At 46.8% G+C, this 19367-nt stretch carries 13 protein-coding genes; 6 read left to right on the top strand and 7 right to left on the bottom strand.

From position 1 onward, the window contains the following. Position 1: 1 nt before the first annotated feature. From HK11_RS08045 to HK11_RS08065, 5 genes are all read right to left on the bottom strand, one after another. The gene (locus HK11_RS08045; RefSeq protein WP_086554844.1) at positions 2-286 is read right to left on the bottom strand and encodes a hypothetical protein; all 285 of its coding nucleotides are present in this window, start codon (positions 284-286) and stop codon (positions 2-4) included. Then, a complete protein-coding gene (locus tag HK11_RS08050; RefSeq protein WP_086554845.1) occupies positions 286-2787 on the bottom strand; it encodes a TonB-dependent receptor in 2502 nt (833 codons plus the stop codon). Before HK11_RS08050 ends, HK11_RS08045 begins: the two co-directional genes overlap by 1 nt. A gap of 169 nt (positions 2788-2956) precedes the next feature. Then, positions 2957-3910, bottom strand: coding sequence for a FecR family protein (locus tag HK11_RS08055; RefSeq protein ID WP_086554846.1), 954 nt, complete (start codon positions 3908-3910; stop codon positions 2957-2959). A gap of 81 nt (positions 3911-3991) precedes the next feature. Next, complete coding sequence (locus HK11_RS08060; RefSeq protein ID WP_158092806.1) at positions 3992-4489, bottom strand: RNA polymerase sigma factor; 498 nt, start codon at positions 4487-4489, stop codon at positions 3992-3994. A 484-nt stretch (positions 4490-4973) separates the two neighbouring features. Beyond that, complete coding sequence (locus HK11_RS08065; protein WP_143216371.1) at positions 4974-7241, bottom strand: Hint domain-containing protein; 2268 nt, start codon at positions 7239-7241, stop codon at positions 4974-4976. Between the two features lie 625 nt (positions 7242-7866). Between HK11_RS08065 and HK11_RS08070 the strand changes: the two genes are divergently transcribed. After that, positions 7867-9540, top strand: coding sequence for a porin (locus HK11_RS08070; RefSeq protein ID WP_086554877.1), 1674 nt, complete (start codon positions 7867-7869; stop codon positions 9538-9540). Positions 9541-9721: 181 nt separating this feature from the next. Here HK11_RS08070 and HK11_RS08075 read toward each other — a convergent pair whose 3' ends face one another. Both HK11_RS08075 and HK11_RS08080 read right to left on the bottom strand, forming a co-directional pair. Next, the gene (locus HK11_RS08075) at positions 9722-12142 is read right to left on the bottom strand and encodes a TonB-dependent receptor (RefSeq protein ID WP_143216372.1); all 2421 of its coding nucleotides are present in this window, start codon (positions 12140-12142) and stop codon (positions 9722-9724) included. 78 nt (positions 12143-12220) lie between these two features. Next, positions 12221-13081: a MurR/RpiR family transcriptional regulator gene (locus tag HK11_RS08080; RefSeq protein WP_158092807.1), complete on the bottom strand. Its 861-nt coding sequence runs from the start codon at positions 13079-13081 to the stop codon at positions 12221-12223. Between the two features lie 140 nt (positions 13082-13221). On the opposite strand from HK11_RS08080, the gene HK11_RS08085 reads away from it, so the two are divergent. From HK11_RS08085 to HK11_RS08105, 5 genes are all read left to right on the top strand, one after another. After that, entirely contained in the window at positions 13222-14424 is a 1203-nt protein-coding gene (locus HK11_RS08085) for a diaminopropionate ammonia-lyase (RefSeq protein ID WP_086554850.1), read from the top strand. Further along, on the top strand, positions 14417-15637 hold the full coding sequence (locus HK11_RS08090) for a Zn-dependent hydrolase (protein ID WP_086554851.1): 1221 nt from the start codon (positions 14417-14419) through the stop codon (positions 15635-15637). Before HK11_RS08085 ends, HK11_RS08090 begins: the two co-directional genes overlap by 8 nt. A 30-nt stretch (positions 15638-15667) precedes the next feature. Continuing rightward, entirely contained in the window at positions 15668-16585 is a 918-nt protein-coding gene (locus HK11_RS08095; RefSeq protein WP_086554852.1) for an N-carbamoyl-D-amino-acid hydrolase, read from the top strand. A gap of 35 nt (positions 16586-16620) precedes the next feature. After that, the gene (locus HK11_RS08100; RefSeq protein ID WP_086554853.1) at positions 16621-17943 is read left to right on the top strand and encodes an MFS transporter; all 1323 of its coding nucleotides are present in this window, start codon (positions 16621-16623) and stop codon (positions 17941-17943) included. A gap of 281 nt (positions 17944-18224) precedes the next feature. Further along, positions 18225-19361 carry a TolC family protein gene (locus tag HK11_RS08105; protein ID WP_233133389.1) on the top strand — a complete coding sequence of 379 codons (1137 nt, stop codon included), beginning with the start codon at positions 18225-18227 and terminating at the stop codon, positions 19359-19361. The last annotated feature ends 6 nt before the right edge of the window (positions 19362-19367 follow it).

Genomic DNA, 19367 nt, shown 5'->3' on the forward strand with positions numbered 1-19367 from the left:
CTCAGCCTCCATGCCCATGATATAAAGACAGGCGGTGAGCTGTGTTAATCAGCACGAAAAAAACAAAAAATGGCAACCACAGATTACGGACTGCAAAAACCCATAATATAAAGAAAAGATATGTAATGAAAACACACATCATGCCAAATGAAACGGCCTCAGCCCGTGGCAGACCAAGGCTTATCAAAAACCGGTCAGAAAAAACAAAGACTGATGAGGCTGCAAAATAGCCCCCGAACAAAGCGAGGGTCGTTCTGCCAGCAATAACTATGCCGGGATGTTTCATCAGAAGTCCGCCGTAACAGCAAAACGGAAAGTTCTGGGAATGCTGAGTGAGAGGTAGTTGGCACCACTGGCGTTCCAGTATCTGGCATTTGTGACATTATCGACATTGAGGGCAAAGGTGAGTTTTCCATCTCTCACAGCCGGGTTTTTCATGGCATAACGAGCACCTAAATCAAGCCTTACCCAGCCGGGTATGCGCCGGCGATTCGATGTTGCATTTTCAATATACTCTGAACTCGTATACATAATGTCAGATGTAACGGCCGCTCCTTTGACAAAGGGAATATCGTAGTCAAATCCCATATTGAAATTAACTGTGGCAGTATTTGATGCACGCATACCATCATAAGTACCACCTTGTGTTTTGGTAAGAATGGGGTTGAGCAGCATCACACCACCTGTTGCTCTCAGGCCATGCAGGATCTCCCCTGCAATATTAAGCTCCAGGCCGCGGTTACGCTGTTTGCCGTTAACAGACATAATATTAGTTTTAAGATCATAGACAGTGCTGGGCTGAGTTATCTGAAAAACATCGGCACTGACAATAAATCTTTTAAGGTCATATTTTGCACCAACTTCATATTGTGTGGATTTATAGGGTGCAAAAATTTCACCGGCATTTGCATAATTTGTTCCCACAACAGAGCCTTGCTGAAGACCCTGAATCCAGTTTCCGTAAATGGAAAGATTTTTCATAGGTTTAAACACTGCCAGAACAGAAGGGCTGATGGCCGTTCTGTCATAACGGCTGGTTGCCACACCTGTTGTTGTGTTAAAGCTCGCACTTTGAACTCGCTGCACCCGCAAACCCGCTGTCACCTGAATACGCTTACTGAGCGCAGAGAGTGTGTCGACAAAAGCAAGACTTGATAAAGTAGATGTGCCACTTTTTGGAGAGCTTTTGGGAACAGAGACATCACGGTTCAGAAGGAATTTATTTTTTCCTCCATAAATATTAACGTCATATGCTGAAATATCGCTGTTTGATCCAAAAATACGCCCCATAGTAAGATCGAGGCGATTTGCTGAAAAAGCGAGATCCTGTGTTACAGGGCCACTTTTTACCTGTCCGCGCACACCGAGGTCAGCAGTCAGGTAACGACCACTTTGTACAATACCAACCGGAACGGCCCCTTTACCATTGCCCTGAGCATCGTTCACAACAATCTGCTGAGAATAGGCTCCTCTGTATTCATAATCATGAACGCCAACACTTCCATAGGCGGTTATATTTCGAAAAATATCGACTTCACCACGAAAAACACCGAAATAGTCATTGCCTGAGAAATAACTCCAGGGGAGGTGAAAGTTTCTTTTAACCTTTCCGGCATCGGGAACAGAGACACCTTTCCCCAAAGAGTAATATGGCAGAACACCATCAATTTCGCGGTGCTGATACCCAAAATCAGCTGAGAGACGAACACGGTGCAGGCGCAGATCAACGCCCGTAGCAACTAAAGCTGTTTTTTGTGAGTTATACGGAACAGAAGTCGGCCCGGAGCGGATCATGCCATTAAGACGCACACCAAGCTGCTTTTTTTTGCCAAAACGCCTGCCAAGGTCGGCATGACCACCAAATTGTGCATTAGAAGTATAATCAGCCTCAATTCTGGTCATTGGTTTGTCATGAGCCCGTTTTGGTACAATGTTGACAACACCGCCCACAGCACCACCCGGTGACATACCGTTAAGCAAAGCTGCAGGGCCGCGCAGAACTTCGATACGCTCAGCCAGTTCAGAAGTAATGCCACTAAATGGCATCAGGCCATACAGCCCACCATAAGACATATCGACATCATCAAGCGTAAAGCCACGGATCTGTATGCGTTCAACGCCGGCTGTGCCGGTTGAGAAAATAGCCCGAACGGAAGGGTCATCTTTCAGTGCATCACGTACGCTTCTGATTTGTCGTTTTTCAATAAATTCTGCTGTATAGCTGGTCGAGTTAAACGGGGTGTCCATAACATCACGATTACCAAGCATACCCAGCTGGCCACCGCGGGCAATTTCTCCACCAGGAAGGACAGGAGGAAGGTTACCAATCATCGCTGTTGAGGGGACGGCGACGCGAGAGATACCGCCTACGCGGACAGGCCCCAGCATGATACCTGATGACTGCTTTAAAATAGAAATATGGTTACCTGTACGGGAAAATGTATATCCGCTGCCTGCCAGAATACGCGACATGGCTTCGTCAGGGGTCATAGTGCCCGACACGGCCTCGGCCTTTAAGTTTTTAACCTTTTGCATATCATAGAAAATTTGCAGACTAGCCTTACGGCTCAGAGCAAGCAGAGACTCATTGAGCGGGCCTGCCGGGATATTAATTATTATGGCATGTTGTGCCGCAGCACCCTGAAGAGGAGCGCTTTGTGCACAGGTTTGAGAAGCTGAACCAAGAGCCCAGGAAAAAGACAGCACTGTGCCCGACATGAGCGTATAAACAACTGCTCTGTAATTTTTGCCACACGCGGTCGGTATGCGCGTCTTTTCAAAGCTCATTTTCTTCTTACTCCATAAGACGCTTCGTCACAGTTGCAAATGATTTGCATTATTGTATGGAGTAAGACGTCTGAGCTGCACAGACACAGTAAGATTTTTTATATTTTTATTTTTACTCTTTATTTACAGATAGTTAAATCATAGCGCTCACGCCCTGGTTACACTTCTTTTAATAAAGAAGTGTAACCAGACGTCCGACCGAGACAACTTTCAGGTGTAGTTCCTGACTAATTGTGATTAATGCATTATCGACATCAGCGCAGGCAAAAACACCGCTGACACGGCGCTGCATAACGCCTGGTTTAAACACCATAATGCGCCCATGGCTGTAATGATTTAGCCGGTTAATAACATTGACTAATGGTTCATTATCAAAAACGACCTGACCATGACGCCAGGCTGTCAGCTTTGATAGCTCTGCGTTGTATGTGTCGGTCAGCCCGCCTGGGCCATAATGCACCCCCTGCCCCTCCGCAACGATCAGAGACTGTGTCAGGCCACTCTGTTTGTTTACAGTGACCCGCACTTTATGCTCAGTAACGGTCGTATCAACATCATCCCCGTCACGCGCAACCATAAACTGTGTACCCAGGGCCGTTGATGTGCCAGAGGCGGCTTCTACAATAAAAGGTCTTCGTTCTTCCCCGGCTACAGATGCTACAGTGAAATAAGCTTCGCCTTTGACCAGAACAACGCGGCGCTCACCGTCGGTATAACGAATGTTAAGGGCTGCACGGCTATCCAGCTCTGCAATGCTGCCGTCTGTCAGGTGAATAGTGCGGATCTGACCAGATCCGGTGGTATAATCAGCCAGCCAGGAGGAGGGCTCAAACCAGCCCAGGTGAAAGCTGAGTGCGAATATACCAAGCCCTGCAAGGCCTGTTGTTGCAACATACCCTGCTACACGGCGGGCTTTAACCTGTTTTTTCCGCCCGCCGGCATCAAACCCTGACCATAAAGCTGAGGCACGCTGAAACGCTTGCTGATGCAGTGGAGACGCTGCCATCCAGGCTTTGAAAGACTGTTGGTCCTGAGAAGTAAATTTATCTCCGCCCTGGCGAATAACCCACTCTGCCGCTTCAGTATCAATTCTGATTTGCTGATTATCCGCAGCGTCAGTCATAAACCGGCCTTTTGTTCGTCATGAAGCCACTACAGATAAGACGTTGCAGATCAGATAAAAGAGTAAAACAAATCATACAAATTAACGTGGCAAACGTAACAGCAGATGCCGGAGAGCGGCTGAGAGGTGTTTTTGCACAGTGCTTTCAGAAACATTAAGCTGTGTTGCTACAGCACGATATTTTAAACCACCCACCCGATTCAGTACAAAAATTTTTCTGGTAACCGGAGGTAGCTCATCAAGTAATGCAGCAATTTGTCGAATTCTTTCTCTTGCCGCAGCAATATCATCAGCTGCCGGCTGGTCTTCAGCAATGTGAGCAAGCTCTTCGGCTGGCATGCAAACTGTCTGGCGGCGGCGCACAGAACGTACATGATCGATAATAAGGTTGCGTAATGTGCTGTAGAGAAAAGCCCGACAGGATTCAGCGGGAAGAGAGTCACCGTGTTCTATAAAGCGAATAAAGGTTTGTTGTACAAAATCAGCGGCCAGGTCCCGGTCATTGAGCTGTCTGCCCACATAGTCAGCCAGCTCGTGCCGATGGCTTATAAACAGCCTGCTAATACGTAACCTGTCCACTTTTTGCAGATACCCGTCTTATGTCATAACGGGCGCGGTAATAACATAAATGATAATCATTCGCAATTATGAGGCTAAAAATATGTTCTCAGCTCGGAAAAAACCCTTTAATTTATCTTACAGGCACAGCCCGGCTTTTAGGCTCATGACCTGTTAATATTATCACGGCGCGTCGTCAGGTAAGCAAAATAATCATTACGGCTAACTGAAAGGCTGCAAGAAAATCGGAACTCAGTTTACTTGCAGCATAGGGGGCTTAAACCAGGCGGGCCATTTTTATTATGCTTCTCAGAGTTTAAAAATGATCAAATTTTCTGCATATGAAATAAGGGATAAATTTCTCTATCCCTTAACCTGACCTCAGAAACAACACACTAAAGCAAATAAAAAATATTACTTATGCCGCGCTACAGCTGTATAACTCGTCTGCATTATCATAGATAATTAACGGATAACATACCCTGATACTAATGCCTTCTCCTGATCAGCATGAAAGAGACAAACACTCAGATCTGTCACCTGGCAGGAGATAAGGACCGCCCGCGTGAATCCGTATAGCCATAAGCGTGATAGCAAGCCCCGGGCGTGGTGGCAGAGGCAACAACGCATTGCCAGATGTCCAGCGAACATTGCCATCCTCAACATTGCTCCAGCCTGTCAGAGTAGTTTCTTTCAGGTGAGAGGTGAGTGTTGTCGTTTTCTCTCCCTCAATAAATATGATCTCGCCGATCAGAACGCCAAGCGTTCTGCGGTCATCAATGAAAGGACCAGCAACATCACACGGACGGCTGGCGTTTGAGACAATCCGGACCTCTTTAATATCAGAAGGAATCATAAACATGACATAACCATTATGCTCCCGAACCTGATATATTGCGCGCCCCGCGTCCGTAACCAGATGAAGATTACGTTCGTATGTCAGATACCCGACCTTCTTTGTCTGCAACGGAGAAGCATTTCTGATGGCACGTGCCTCAATCAAACGAAAAATCGGCTCGACTTCGTCACGTGAAACCGCTAACGGAGCCGCAGCGTCAGTTTCCCAGGCCAGATTATGAGAACCCCGGATAGAGACCACACTCTCCTGCCGGTTAAAAAAGTAACGGTTTCCGGTATCCAGGTAGCTTTCAGTCAGCACCCCATCAGCCATAATAACTGAATGATCCGCAGTTTCGATATGATAATAGTCATAAGATGTAATCGACATATCGTAGAAAACTGAACGATTATTCACCAGCATACGGGCAGGAATAAATCTGCCATTAAAAAACAGACAGTGCTCGGCTGTAATGAGCATATCTTTAAACGGTACGTTATCAGAAATTGCATTTTTGAGAATACGAACAGGATAACCTGCCTGATCGGGCAGAAGATGACGACGAATATTACACTGTGAGCGACCAGCCCAGGTCACATGACGTATTGTTTCAACACCGTCAACATAAGTAATAATTTCATCACCAATACGAAGATCTTCAACCTCAGCAAGACCATCCGGAGTTTTAATTAAACTACCAGCCAGAAAACAGGAATCACTGCCGTCAGATACTCCACCCACGACATAATAATTTGCACCGGCAACAATGGTAGATGAAATAGCTTGTCCACCTGATAAAATATTTAACGTATTACCAGACCCAACATAAGCGCTGACAAGTGTGCCACCGCCACTTACAGTGAAAGTATCAACTCCTCCATCACCTGATATTCCTGCGATAATAGAATCATGAACGGAAGTTCCCCCTGAGGATACGACACCACGGTCAGAGACAAGAATATTATCAGAAGAAAGCCCGCCACTACTAACAAAGGTATAACCATTGACGTTGATGGATTTTTCAAAAATGCCACCGGATTGTATATAAACCCTGGGAACACTACCTGAAAGATAAGCTCCGGAAGCAACTGCTCCGCTATCTACAGTTAAATTGCCGCCTGATATAATAATAGGACCGGTATATTTAATTGCTCCTGCCAGCGGAGTAGCATTACTTCCACCCCCTGTAGCTGATTCATAATATGTAGAACCATCAGCATCTTTTATAGCAACCCAGTTGCCACCCTTTACCACACTGGCACTATCTGGTGCTGCATATGTACTTGCTCCGGATCCTGTACCAATAGTCGTGAGAGGAGAAATCGCACTCAGAGTGCCTCCACTCTGAACATCGACCGGAGAATTTATAACTGAACCCGTCTGTGCTCTTAGTATTCCTCCCGAATCAACAAGTGTATTTCCGGCAATATATCCTCCCTGACTGACAAGAAGGATCATATTTGTCCCCGAAATTGTAGCTCCATCGACAGATCCTCCACTATTTACCCTGAAAGTATCTCCCCCTCCATCACCTGATAATCCTGAAATAATGAGATCATTAACTGAAGTTCCTCCGGAAGATACGACACCATTATCAGAGACAAGAATATTATCAGAAGAAAGACCACCATTACTTATATAAGTATAACCATTAACATTAGTGGAATTTTCTAAAATTCCTCCGGATAATATATAGATACTCTTGATTCCAGAAACATAAACTCCGGAAGCAACTGCTCCGCTATCAATCGTCAGATTGCCACGAGATATAATAATAGGACCGGTATATTTACTTGCTCCTGCTATCGGAGTGGCATTACTTCCCGTTCCGTTTGCTGATTCATAATATGTAGAACCATCAGCATCTTTTATAGCAACCCAGTTACCGCCATTTACAATGCTGGCGCCAGCCGGAGGAGAATATTGTATTGCCATCAAATATATCCGCTTATATGTTTTTTAAAAAAAAACAATATGATGCTGAATAAATATATTTATTTTTTATTAATATTATTCAATATTTGACGAGCTATGATCATATAAGCGAAACAGGTGATTCAAAAAATATCCTGATTTTTCATTAAAATAATGTAATTATGTTGTCGCCTCTCATTCTGAAGCCATAACAAATGCGTGATTTTTCCCGACATCCTCTAAAGATTTTTCATTATACAAACAGCGTTTTTCGACGTTTTTTGGATAGATAGCTCTTCTGCAGGCATAGCTATTTCCCACCAGAACTAAGTGAAAAAAACATCTTTCACTGACTTTATTCCGGTTTTCAATTATTTTTTGTTTCGGAAAAAACTTACATAACCAACTGATAAATAAAAATAATTATTAAAAAATCATAAAACCCCGATGAGGCAGAACCATATCAATATTCTCTATAAGTTTCAAAGCTGCACTTCTTCGCAGTCCCGCGAATACGTCCTCACACTCCACTTCCCTCAGATAAATTCTGCCCCGGCAACACACCAGAATATCATCGGGTGCAGGGATTGACGGAAAGAACAGCAACCTTTCAGAGATGATAAACGACGTGAGGGAGCAGACTTTTATGGCATTGAAAAAACGGGCACTTCTTTTACCTGTTATTGCAACATCGGTTGCCTGTACGCCATTTATAACTGCGCCCTGTGCTCTGGCCGATGACTACAGCGATCTGCTGGATATCCTTCAGCTTAAAGGTAGTCTGACTAAGCACGAACATGACACGCTTCTGGCTAAACATCTCAGCCGTACAGCCTCTGCTTCACATGCTGCTCCTGGACGTGCTGTGCAACGGCCTGTGCGTATTGCCAGTGCTACAACCGCCGAACGGCACTCCGTGCATACCGCACGCACTGTAAACTCAGGCTACGAAGCTGGAATTCGCTTTGACCCGGGCACGCCCGATGAAGCATCTGAGCGGGCAGAAATGGCCGCCAGCAGAGCAGAAGCCAGCGCCCGCTCTGCGCAGGAGGCTATGCTCTCAACGAAAGATGCTCTGAACAGCAACAGTATTGTCCGTGTTGATAAATATGTTCCGGGAAAAGGTCTGACCTTCAAGGCTGGTCCAATCGATATTAATTTTTCCGGATTTGTAAACGGATTTTACACATATAACAGCCCGGCAGGGGGCAAACCGGTTGCTGGCGGGGTATCAACCGGCTCCAGTGGTTTTGATTCCTCTTCAGTGCGCAACGGCCTGCTCCCGGCAGGCTTTATCCTCAAACTCAGCACTACACAATCTGGCATTGATATGTCTGCTGTTCTCGGTATGTATCCGGGTGTGGACAATGCTAAAAACGGGGCATTCAACGCCAATACAGGCGGCAGCCCGGTCGGTCTGGGCACTGCAGGCATCGATATGCGTCAGGTTTACGTGACCGTCGGAACAAAAGAGATCGGAACGTTTAAGTTCGGGCGCGATCTTGCCCTTTTCGGCAGTGACGCCATTCTGAACGATGCCACTCTGCTCAGCGTTGGCTCCACAGGCAGCAATTCCGCACCGGGCAACACATCCCTGGGGCGCATTGGCGTGGGCTACGTCTATGCAGACTGGATCCCGCAAATTTCTTATACCTCGCCAAAATATCATGGTCTGCAGGGATCACTCGGTGTCTTCCAGCCACTGGATGAATTTAATTATGCCGGAGATGATGCCTCTGGTCGCGCCCTCTCCGCCTCGTCTACTCAGCATTCCTCACCGATGGTGCAGGGTAAAGGCACATATGATTTCACCATTGGCGGGGTCCAGACAAGAATCTGGGCCAGCTTCCTGCTTCAGCGCCAGCAGGCGCTCACCAGCCCGGACCTGGAGGCAGGCAGTCACCGCAGCGCTATGGTTGAAGCCGGAGAAATTGGCACCAAAATCACGTATAAAGGTTTTCAGGGTGTCGCTTACTACTATCGTGGCAGCGGACTGGGCACCACGGCCCTGTTCTTTGATGGCATCGCTGATAATGGCCGCAAGCGTGCCTCAGAGGGCTATTATGTACAGGCGATGTATAACTTTACCAAAAAATTTAAGCTCGTAGGCAGTTATGGCGTAAGTAACCTCTATCAGGCACCGGGTGAAAACAGCCCGCTTCTTGTCCGTCGCAACCAGTCTGAAGTTGGCGCTGCCTTCTATAGTCTGACTGACTGGCTGAACCTTGTGGCAGAATATACCCATACAGAGTCAGCAGCGCATGGCCCGAACAAAGAAAGTGACAACTCCGCATCCGGTGGTGTCATCCTGCTATTCTGAGAAAATTTATTCTATTGCGTTGCGTTAAGGCTTACGCAGCGCACCTCTTCCCTGCCCTTCCGCTCTGCTTCAGAAACAGAACGGAAGTGATAAACCACAACAAAAATTATCCAGCTGTTACTTTATAGTTATCTGGTAAGATTTTGATCCGGATAGCTTCAGTTTTTTCACGTTCAAACTATTAAAAATCAAAACCAAATCTGCCCCCCACAAAGCGCGGGTCCCCCGAAACAGCCGTAAGAGAAGTAGTCGCAATTGTGGAAACAACGGTAAGGTAGCGCCTTCCTGTCAGGTTCGAAGCATAGGCTGTAACAAACCAGCGATTATTCAGTGGCCTGAACGTAACACTTGCCCCAAGCAGGAAATAGGAAGGAACAACATACAGGCCTGAACCACGAGGCTGCAGACTGTTTTGCTGAGTACGGTAGCTGTAATTTACCTCAAAGTTCAGCTTATAATGCCGCCATAAAGGTAATGTATCGTAAGATGCAGAACCGCTCAGAGTCAGTTTGGGCATTCCCATATCAGACCCGTTAAAGCTGGTAACATAAGAAGCATAACGTCCGGTTGAAGCATAGTGTGCCGCAACAGCCTGCTGGTCTACCTGCTGATAATCAGTATAAGTGCCACGCAGATACCCTATATTCTGAGAGAACGATAACCCCCGGATCGGATGTGCTGCAATATTGATTTCTGTCCCCCATGTTTTTGAATGAGGGACGTTCACATACATGCTGTACATCCCTGGAATACCCTCCTGCGTTGCCGCAGTTGGCACACCAGGAATAACAATACTGCCAAGCATCTGCTTGTCATGATACTGGTTATAAAACAATGTGCCATTAATACGAAGTTTGTGGTCAAAAAATTCAGTTTTTGCACCGGCTTCGTATGTCATAACCCATTCAGGCTTAAAAGGTTCAACCTGCACCTCAGAAACTGTCGTATTAGTAGCAAAGCCACCGGGTTTAACACCACGGGCCACAGACGCATAAACCAGAATATTACGGTTAAACTGATACGAAAGGCTCACCTTACCTGAAAACTGATTCGTTAAAGAACCATGCCTGGCATAAGAACGTGATGTTGTGCAGTTAACATACCCGCCACACTGTTTCAGCTGAGCAGCAGTGTTCTGAAAATAGTACTGATTAATAGTATCCCCGACAAGCTGACGGTCATCTGACTGGTGCTCCAGTGAGAACTGAAGATTAAGTTTTTTTGTAATGTCATAAGCCAGCGTTGCAAACTGACTAAAGTTCTGCTGTGGCTGATTATGCGATGTTTCTCTGAAATAACCGGTATAATCTGTCATATCAAACCAGTTAGCACCAAATGAACGTACACGGTTATAATACAGGCCAGCCAGCCAGTGAAAACGTCCTTTCAGCAGCGGCTTACCTTCAAGAATAACCTGTTGTGCAAATACGTTAGTATTACCTGCAAAATACGTATCACCTGACCTGTATTCGAGGGCATCACGGTCTACATATTCATGGCGCTGTTGCTGGCTAAAAGACGATAAAGTTTTAAGATGTGCAAAACCGAGGTCTCTGTTTCCTTTAAGAGCAATATTCCATGTTACATTATTAAATGATGGGATACTCTTTGGAGAAATGCCTACCAGGTTTGCAAATTTAGGATTCAGGCTCCATGACGTTGCATAAATATTACTGTCGCGCCCGGCATGAGCCGGGTTACTGAGATCCTCCAGCAGGGTCGAAGCCGTAGCATCAGACCGGTCCATGCTCCATGAACCAATCAGATCAATATTTGTTTTTGCATCAGGCTGCCATGCCAGACGACCGCGCAAAGCACCGACATTCGCGTTGCCTATTTTTTGCCCTGTATCACGGTTAAAACGAAATGCCCCGCCCTGTAATGTCTGCCCGGCAATGCGGTACTGCAGATTAGATGTTATAGGACCTGAGATATAAGCCGTTGTTTTACTACGATAATACGACGCCAGATCCTCATTTACACCATAGTGAAATGTTTTTGTCGGTGCATTACTCTCAATTCTGACCTCCCCTCCCGTATCAGCCAGACCATGAGTAAAGCCAACCGGCCCTGCCTGAACCGCAACACTGCTGACATCAAACATCATGCCAGAACTCATAGAAGCAACAGGATACGCAACACCGTCAAAATATGTCATGACAGATGGCATATTATTTTGCGTATAATCCTGCATCCCGATACCGCGCAAATAAAAAGAAGGCGCACTTGAGCCCCCTTCTGACTGAATTGTCAGGTTAGGAACAAGCTGCTGCAAATCGAGAACATTGGTAACATGACGCTCCTGAAGCGTCTGTGCACTCAAAAACGTAGTCGACCCGGGCTCATGCTGCTCCCTGTTAAACTCAAATGTACGGGTATGAGCATGAACACTTACCTCCTCCTGCCCCGAAGCCCTGATTGTCCGTGGTCTGGCAGGTGCTGATGCTATACGCACAGAAGAACCTGACCTCGTACCGGGCCTTCCTGCTCCGGGGTAGTGATGAGCGTGACTGCTATGATGAGACAACGAGGCAGAAAGTGCCGCACTGCTGACCGATGGAGAAAAAACAGCAATTGCCGTCATAATATTTCGAAACGACAAGATCGGGGTGACCTTTCATAGTAACGGACCAGGCGGTTATCCGTGCGATGTTATGAGGGCCACGAAACGCTCCTTCAGTTACAGAAGGCTGCCAGTTCCGTAGATTTCATTTCGTATGCTTTCAACCTCCGAAAATCTTTTCTCGACATGAGAGCTGTAAGATTTCTGGAGCAAAGATAACAAATAGTTAAGGACGCACATCGGTGTGGCATAACTGTCAAAAACACCGGGGCTTTCAGTAATGCAGCGTAGCGTAACAACACGCTCTTCCTGCCATGAGGAAGCCGAGGGATCTGTCAGCATGACAATTTTCCCACCATTTTTATGAAAATGGCTGATTATTTTACTGAGTGTGACCGTTCGACGACGGAGACCAACAACTAAAAGAACATCATCTGGTTGCTGATCAGTCAGATCAGTTGCCACATCTTCCCCAGGCGCTGGAATAAGACGTATATTCTGACGAAGTATAGCAAGCTGATTACGCAAATATAACGCAATAGCGTATGAGTTTCTAAAACCAATAATATAAACTTTTCCGGCATTTTTTATAATATCAGAAGATTTTTTAAGCATCTCTTCGGATATTTCCGTATAGGTCAGTGTCAGATTTTTCTTTTCCTGCTCTATATATGCCAGAAAGTCGGAGCTATAACCCTCTTTTCTGTTTTTTTCCCTGTAAACATCAAGCGGTGATCCTTTTACTGCACTGTCACGTGCTTCGGTTCGTGCCTCCTGATAACTGACATAACCAAGCCGCCTGAAAAAGCGTGCGGCGGTTGAAGGGGAAACACCTGCCATCTCAGACAACTCCCCCCCGGTAAAGCCAGATATATTACCCTCCAGCTCAACAATCACTGCTGCCAGACGACGTTCGCCGGCACTCAGTTCATGCTGAACGCGGATAATGCGGTTTTCCAGGTCTGTTTGTTTTGTCATGCGATTCACTCCGACTCCCTTATGAAACACAAATGCCGTTTCGATTTCAATATGAAAAATATATTTCATATTTTTATTGACGCGGCTTTCTCCTTTGGTATCAGATAAAGCCAGTTAACGGTCATTGGGAATGCTGTAGCATGATTGCAGATTATTATATTTCTTCCCCCGGCAGGGCAGACCACACAGATATTGCGCCCCTGTTTCCGGCAGGTACTCAGGCTGTGGCCGAGAGCCTGAACATTATATCTGCGTGGCCAGGCTATAAATTTACCTCATTGCTTAACCTCAGCGGTGCAGCAAAACACATTGGCGTAGCTGAAGTTTATTACAAACAGGAAGCCGAACGATTCGGCCTGAACAGCTTTAAAGCTCTGGGGGGCGCTTATGCCGTATGCCGTGTGCTCATGCAGGCTATTGCCAGCAAAACAGGGACTTTCCCCCCGGTCAGTGACATTCTGGAAGGAAAATATAAAAATATTACAGAGCAGATCGTTGTTTGCTGTGCCACAGATGGCAACCATGGCCGATCTGTTGCCTGGGGGGCACAAAAACTTGGCTGCCGCAGCGTTATTTATATTCATGAAACAGTTTCTGAAAACCGGGGCAAAGCTATTGCGGCCTTCGGCGCTGAAGTTATTCGTACAAAAGGTAATTATGATGACGCCGTACGTTATGCCGGACAACAGGCAGAACAAAACGGCTGGACGGTTGTTTCTGATACCTCATATGAGGGATACACCGAAATTCCCGGCTGGATTATGCAGGGTTATGGCGTCATAGCAGCAGAAACCATTGAACAGCTTAACGGCATACGTCCCACTCATGTGTTTTTGCAGGCCGGTGTAGGCGGTTTTGCCGCAGCCATACTCAGCTATCTGGCTGACTATTACGGGGCAGAGGCACCGCATGTCATTATCACAGAACCCTCAGAAGCAGCCTGTATTCTTAAAAGTGCAAGGGCCGGGCACTACGAAAGCGTAACCGGAGAGCTGGACACAATTATGGCTGGTCTCGCCTGTGGTGAGCCCTCTGGCATTGCGCTACCAGAACTTCTCGCCGGTTCATCTGCCTTTGTTGCTATTACAGATGAAAGCGTAAAAGAAGCCATGCGCGGCCTTGCCCGCGGCTATAACGGTGATGCTCCGGTAACAGCCGGTGAAAGTGGCGTTGCAGGCTTTGCCACTCTTCTTGCCATTATGCCGGAACAGAGCGAGGCGGCTGAAAAACTGCGACAGGCGCTGACTCTGGTTCCGGATTCACGCGTTTTACTGATCGGCACCGAAGGCGATACCGACCCTGATTTATACCGTCATATTATCTCCGGTGCAGATCATGGATAAAAAAATACAGATAAACCATAGAAGATTTCTGTCAGACATCAACTCATTCGGGCAGATTGGCGCACTGCCGGGCGGTGGTGTTGCACGTCTGGCTCTGACAGACAGCGACAGGCTCGGCCGCGACGAGCTGGTAAGTCGGATGAAAGCTCTTAGTCTGAATGTAAGCATTGATAACGTTGGTAATATCTTCGGCACGCGCGCCGGGCGTTTATCCTCAACAGTTATGACCGGGTCACACATTGATACAGTTCTGACGGGCGGGCTGTATGATGGCACTTACGGCGTGCTTGCCGGCCTTGAGGTTATTGCCGCATTAAACGATGCCTGTATAGAAACAGAACACAGCATAACTGTTGCCTCTTTTACCAATGAAGAAGGGGCTCGTTTTCAGCCAGACATGCTGGGCAGCCTCGTGTTCGCGGGAGGAATGTCTGTAGAAACCGCCCGGGCAACAGCAGATAAATCCGGTATAACACTGGGTGATGAACTTGACCGGACAGGCTATGCCGGCGCGGGTCATGGTCCTGACCATATTATCAGTTACTATGAGCTCCATATTGAGCAGGGCCCTGTTCTCGAAAATGAGAATACTGATATCGGGGTTGTAACCGGGGTTCAGGGTATTTCATGGAGCCGCCTCACCTTCCGTGGTCGTTCATCACATGCGGGCACCACCCCCATGCACAGCCGGGCCGATTCAGGCCTCGCGGCTATGTCTCTTATTACCCGTCTGCACACTGCCTTAAAGGATATACCCGAACAACTTATCACCTGCGGGTCTTTTCAGGTACTGCCTGACCTTATCAATGTTGTTCCTCACATCACCACTCTGACTGTTGACCTCAGAAACCCCGATGAACAAGCCCTTAAAACTGCTGAAAAAATACTTATAGAGCTGATCAGCGATACTGAAAAAGCTTTTAATATTTCAGTTGAAAAGGAAAATCTGGCACGCTTTGAGCCCGTTTCGTTTAACGGAAAACTCATTAGCCAGATTGAAAAAATTGCCCACAATAACGGCTTTACAGCAAGGCGCCTGTGTTCAGGTGCAGGGCATGATGCACAAATGATAGCCTGCATCGCCCCTGCAGCCATGATCTTCGTACCAAGTGTAAACGGCTTAAGCCACAACATAGCAGAGCTGACATACCCCGACGACCTGTGTCGTGGCACACAGGTTTTAGCTGAAGCCATTCTTTCCGATGCGTTATAATATTGTCGCGATAAGGAGCCATAAATAATTATGAGCAGAGAAATTGTTATTGCTGCTGCCCAGATGGGGCCAAACCAGCGCGCAGACAGCCGCCGGAAAATAGTACAGCGTATGATCGCACTTATGGAGAAAGCTGCCCGATGTGGTGCTCAGCTGGTTGTCTATCCGGAACTGGCTCTGACTACATTTTTCCCACGCTGGTATATCAAAGATACTTCAGAAATAGATTCTTTTTTTGAAAAAGAAATGCCCGGAGCCGATACGGCCCCTCTATTCACCCGTGCACGTGAACTTGGCATAGCTTTCTCTTTTGGTTTTGCCGAAAAAACAGAACAGGCTGGTGGAGTTCATCACTTCAACACATCAGTACTGGTTGATAAAAATAGTAACATCATTCTGCGTTACAGAAAAATTCATATTCCAGGTCATAGTCAGTATGAAAGCTGGAGACCTTTCCAGCATCTGGAGAAATTCTATTTCAAACCAGGTACAGAGCCCTTTTCTACGGCAAGACTTTTTGATGCGGAGTTCTCGCTGGCCATCTGTAATGACCGCCGCTGGCCCGAAACCTACCGTGAAATGGCGCTGCGAGGTGCAGAAATTGCTCTTATTGGCTATAATACACCTATGCATTATGCCCCTATGCCTTCACATGACCACCTTCAGTCTTTTCATAACCATTTATGTATGCAGGCTGGTGCATACCAAAATGGTCTATGGGTTATCGGAGTTGCCAAAGCAGGCCTGGAAGAAGGCTGTCAGCTTCTTGGGCAAACCTGTATTATTGCTCCTACAGGAGAAATTGCAGCTCAGGCCAGCTCAACTGATGACGAAGTCATTCTGGCACTATGCGATATTGATCGTGTCAAAGAAATTCGTGAAAATGTTTTTAATTTCAAACATCACAGAAGACCAGAAATGTATCCTCTGCTTTCCCGGACAAGCTGAACTGTTAAAAATACCCTGTATGGAGCTTCAGGACCGTGAATACCTCACCCTCTTTTGAGCGTTCCACACCGCAGACACTTTTATCTGAACATGAAGCTACAGGGCTGTATCGCCGGGTGGGGTTACGCGTGCTGCTGCTTATGGCTCTGACATATCTGATGGACAGCCTGGACAGGCTGAATATTGGCTATGCACAACACCAGATTTCAGAGCGAATTCACCTCTCTTTGCAGGATTATGGATTTATCGCCGGCATTTTTTTTGCAGGGTATGTATTATTTGAAATCCCCGCCATATGGTTAATGGAACGTACAGGGGCGAGAAGAACTTTTGCCCGTATTACGTTTTTATGGGGGCTGACCTCAGCCAGTATGTGTTTTGTACATACTGCTTTTGAGTTTTCCGTTTTACGGTTTCTCCTGGGTGTATTTGAAGCTGGCTTTGCACCAGCCTGCCTGTTTTACTTTTCTTTATGGTACCCTGAAAAACGTATGGCCAGAGTTGTCTCCCTTGAGCAGAGTATGGGGCCGTTCGCAGGTATTATTGCCGGCCCTCTCTCAGGTTTTATTCTGGACAAAATGGACTACGCCGGCGGCATTGATGGCTGGAGATGGATGTTCTTCCTTGAAGGTCTTCCTTCCATTGCCCTGGCTGTAATTATTTACATGACACTGCCAGAAAGCCCACAGGAGGCAAAGTGGCTCACCAATAATGAAAAACAATACCTTACCCGGCATGCATCAGGTAACCATTATATCAGTCATAATGGCTTTAAGGATGTTCTGACTGACCGTCGTGTCTGGTTCCTCGGCCTGTCTTTTTTATCTGTCATTTCAGGCATATACACAATCGGCTTCTGGCTGCCTCATATTATCAGGCAAACAGGTGTTTCTGCTAACCTCACTATCGGCCTTCTTTCGGCTATCCCTTATATTTTTGCAGTACCGTTTATGTTGTTCTGGTCTGCCAGAGCAGATAAATGCAGGCGGAGAATACCCTGTGTTTTATACCCGTTAACCCTCTCCTCTCTTACTTTTCTGGCCTTCGGGTTTGCGGGCAGTACCAACACGATCTTTGCTATCAGTCTGATTACTCTTTCAACGGTTACACTTTATGCTGCCTATACTGTTTTTCTCGCTATTCCCTCCGATATCCTAAAAGGAAAAGGCGCTGCCACAGGCTATGCCATCATCAATATGATGGGGCTTATGGGTGGTTTTCTCAGCCCTTATCTTATCTCACTGACAGAACATCTGACCGGGAGCATCTATTATGGTCTTATGCAGACAGGCGTTCTGATGTGCCTTGGGGCCCTGCTTCTTTATGCAGGCAACATAGAGAATACAAAAAACACCTGAAGAGCCCGACATACGGTATGATCACACGGCCCTGACAGACAGCCTCATCGATATATCTGACACTCGTTCAGGAAACTGTCAGCTTTCACTGATATAACCACCGAAAGGTTACATAATTCAGCGAAAATTGATCACGGTTTAAACTCATGCCTGGTTGTTATCGGAAAGCAGCGAAAAAAAGGACAGGACAGTTACCTCGTGTTATACTCACCCTTCTCCTGCTTCCTGTCATATTTTCAGTAGCCCGGGCACAGGAGATAACATTTCCCCAGGCTGTTCAGATGGCCTGGCAAAGTGATCCCGATCATAATGAATTAAATACTAATTATCATTCTGCTACAGCGCGTGCTCATGCTGCAGGTTCGTGGTTTTCTGGCGGACCAACCATATCAGGTCAGTATTTTGACGATCATGCTATAGGCAGCAATGAAGGATATACCACCTATCAGGGTGGCATATCTGTGCCCTTATGGCTGCCAGGCCAGGGTACGGCTACAGTTAAAACTGCAAATGCAGAAGCTTTAACTGTAAAAGAACGGCTAAAAGTCGCACGTATGGCTGTCGCTATTAAAGTGCTCGATAGTACTGCGGCTGTAATCAGCGCAAAACGACACCTCGCTATTGCCAGAACATTACAGTCTTCTCTTGAAAAGCTTCAGCTCTCAGTCAGTCGTGGTGTGCAGGCAGGCGAAATGACCAGCTCAGACCAGCAGGCCGTCATAGCTGAAGTTGCCAATGCCCAAAGCGAATGCTCTCTGGCCACCGAGCAGGTCGAAAATGCGACATCAGCTCTGGAGATTATACTCGGGCGCCCTGGTGTTCCAGACCTTCTTTCTTACGATGAAATATCAGTCGCTCATGCGCGGGCACTCCCCCTGAGCCTTCTGGAAAAAATGGACCCCCGGGTAAAAACAGCTGAACAAAATGTAAGAACCGCCAATGCCGGCATGCGCCTGGCACGTGCCTCGTTTATGCCTAACCCCGAAGTCGGCATCGGTGCTATTCACGAAAAACAATACGGCAGCCCGTGGGATAACCGGGTAGGTGTAACTCTCTCCATCCCCTTACCCAGCACGGTCAGAAATGTACCGATCGAAACTGAAGCCAGGAATAAAGTCGCCACTGCAATTAATCAGGAAGAGCAGATACACCGTCGCGTCAGACAGGAGCTGACACAGGTTTTCTCACATCTGAGGTCAACCGAAAACACATTTAAAAATACATTACTGGCTTCTGAGAACATGAATAAACGGGCTAATGACATGACCCGTGCCTGGCAGGCTGGCGAAGTTTCCCTCATTGAGCTCTTACGGGCAAAGACTGCCGCATACTCCGCACTACAAATGCGCAACCAGGCGGAAGTTTCCTGGCATGCCGCAATCATCAGAGCCATAATTGCAGCCGGAGAATTTGAATGAAAGCTC

It is taken from the genome of Acetobacter sp. DmW_043 (assembly GCF_002153485.1).
Taxonomy (GTDB): Bacteria; Pseudomonadota; Alphaproteobacteria; order Acetobacterales; family Acetobacteraceae; genus Acetobacter; species Acetobacter thailandicus.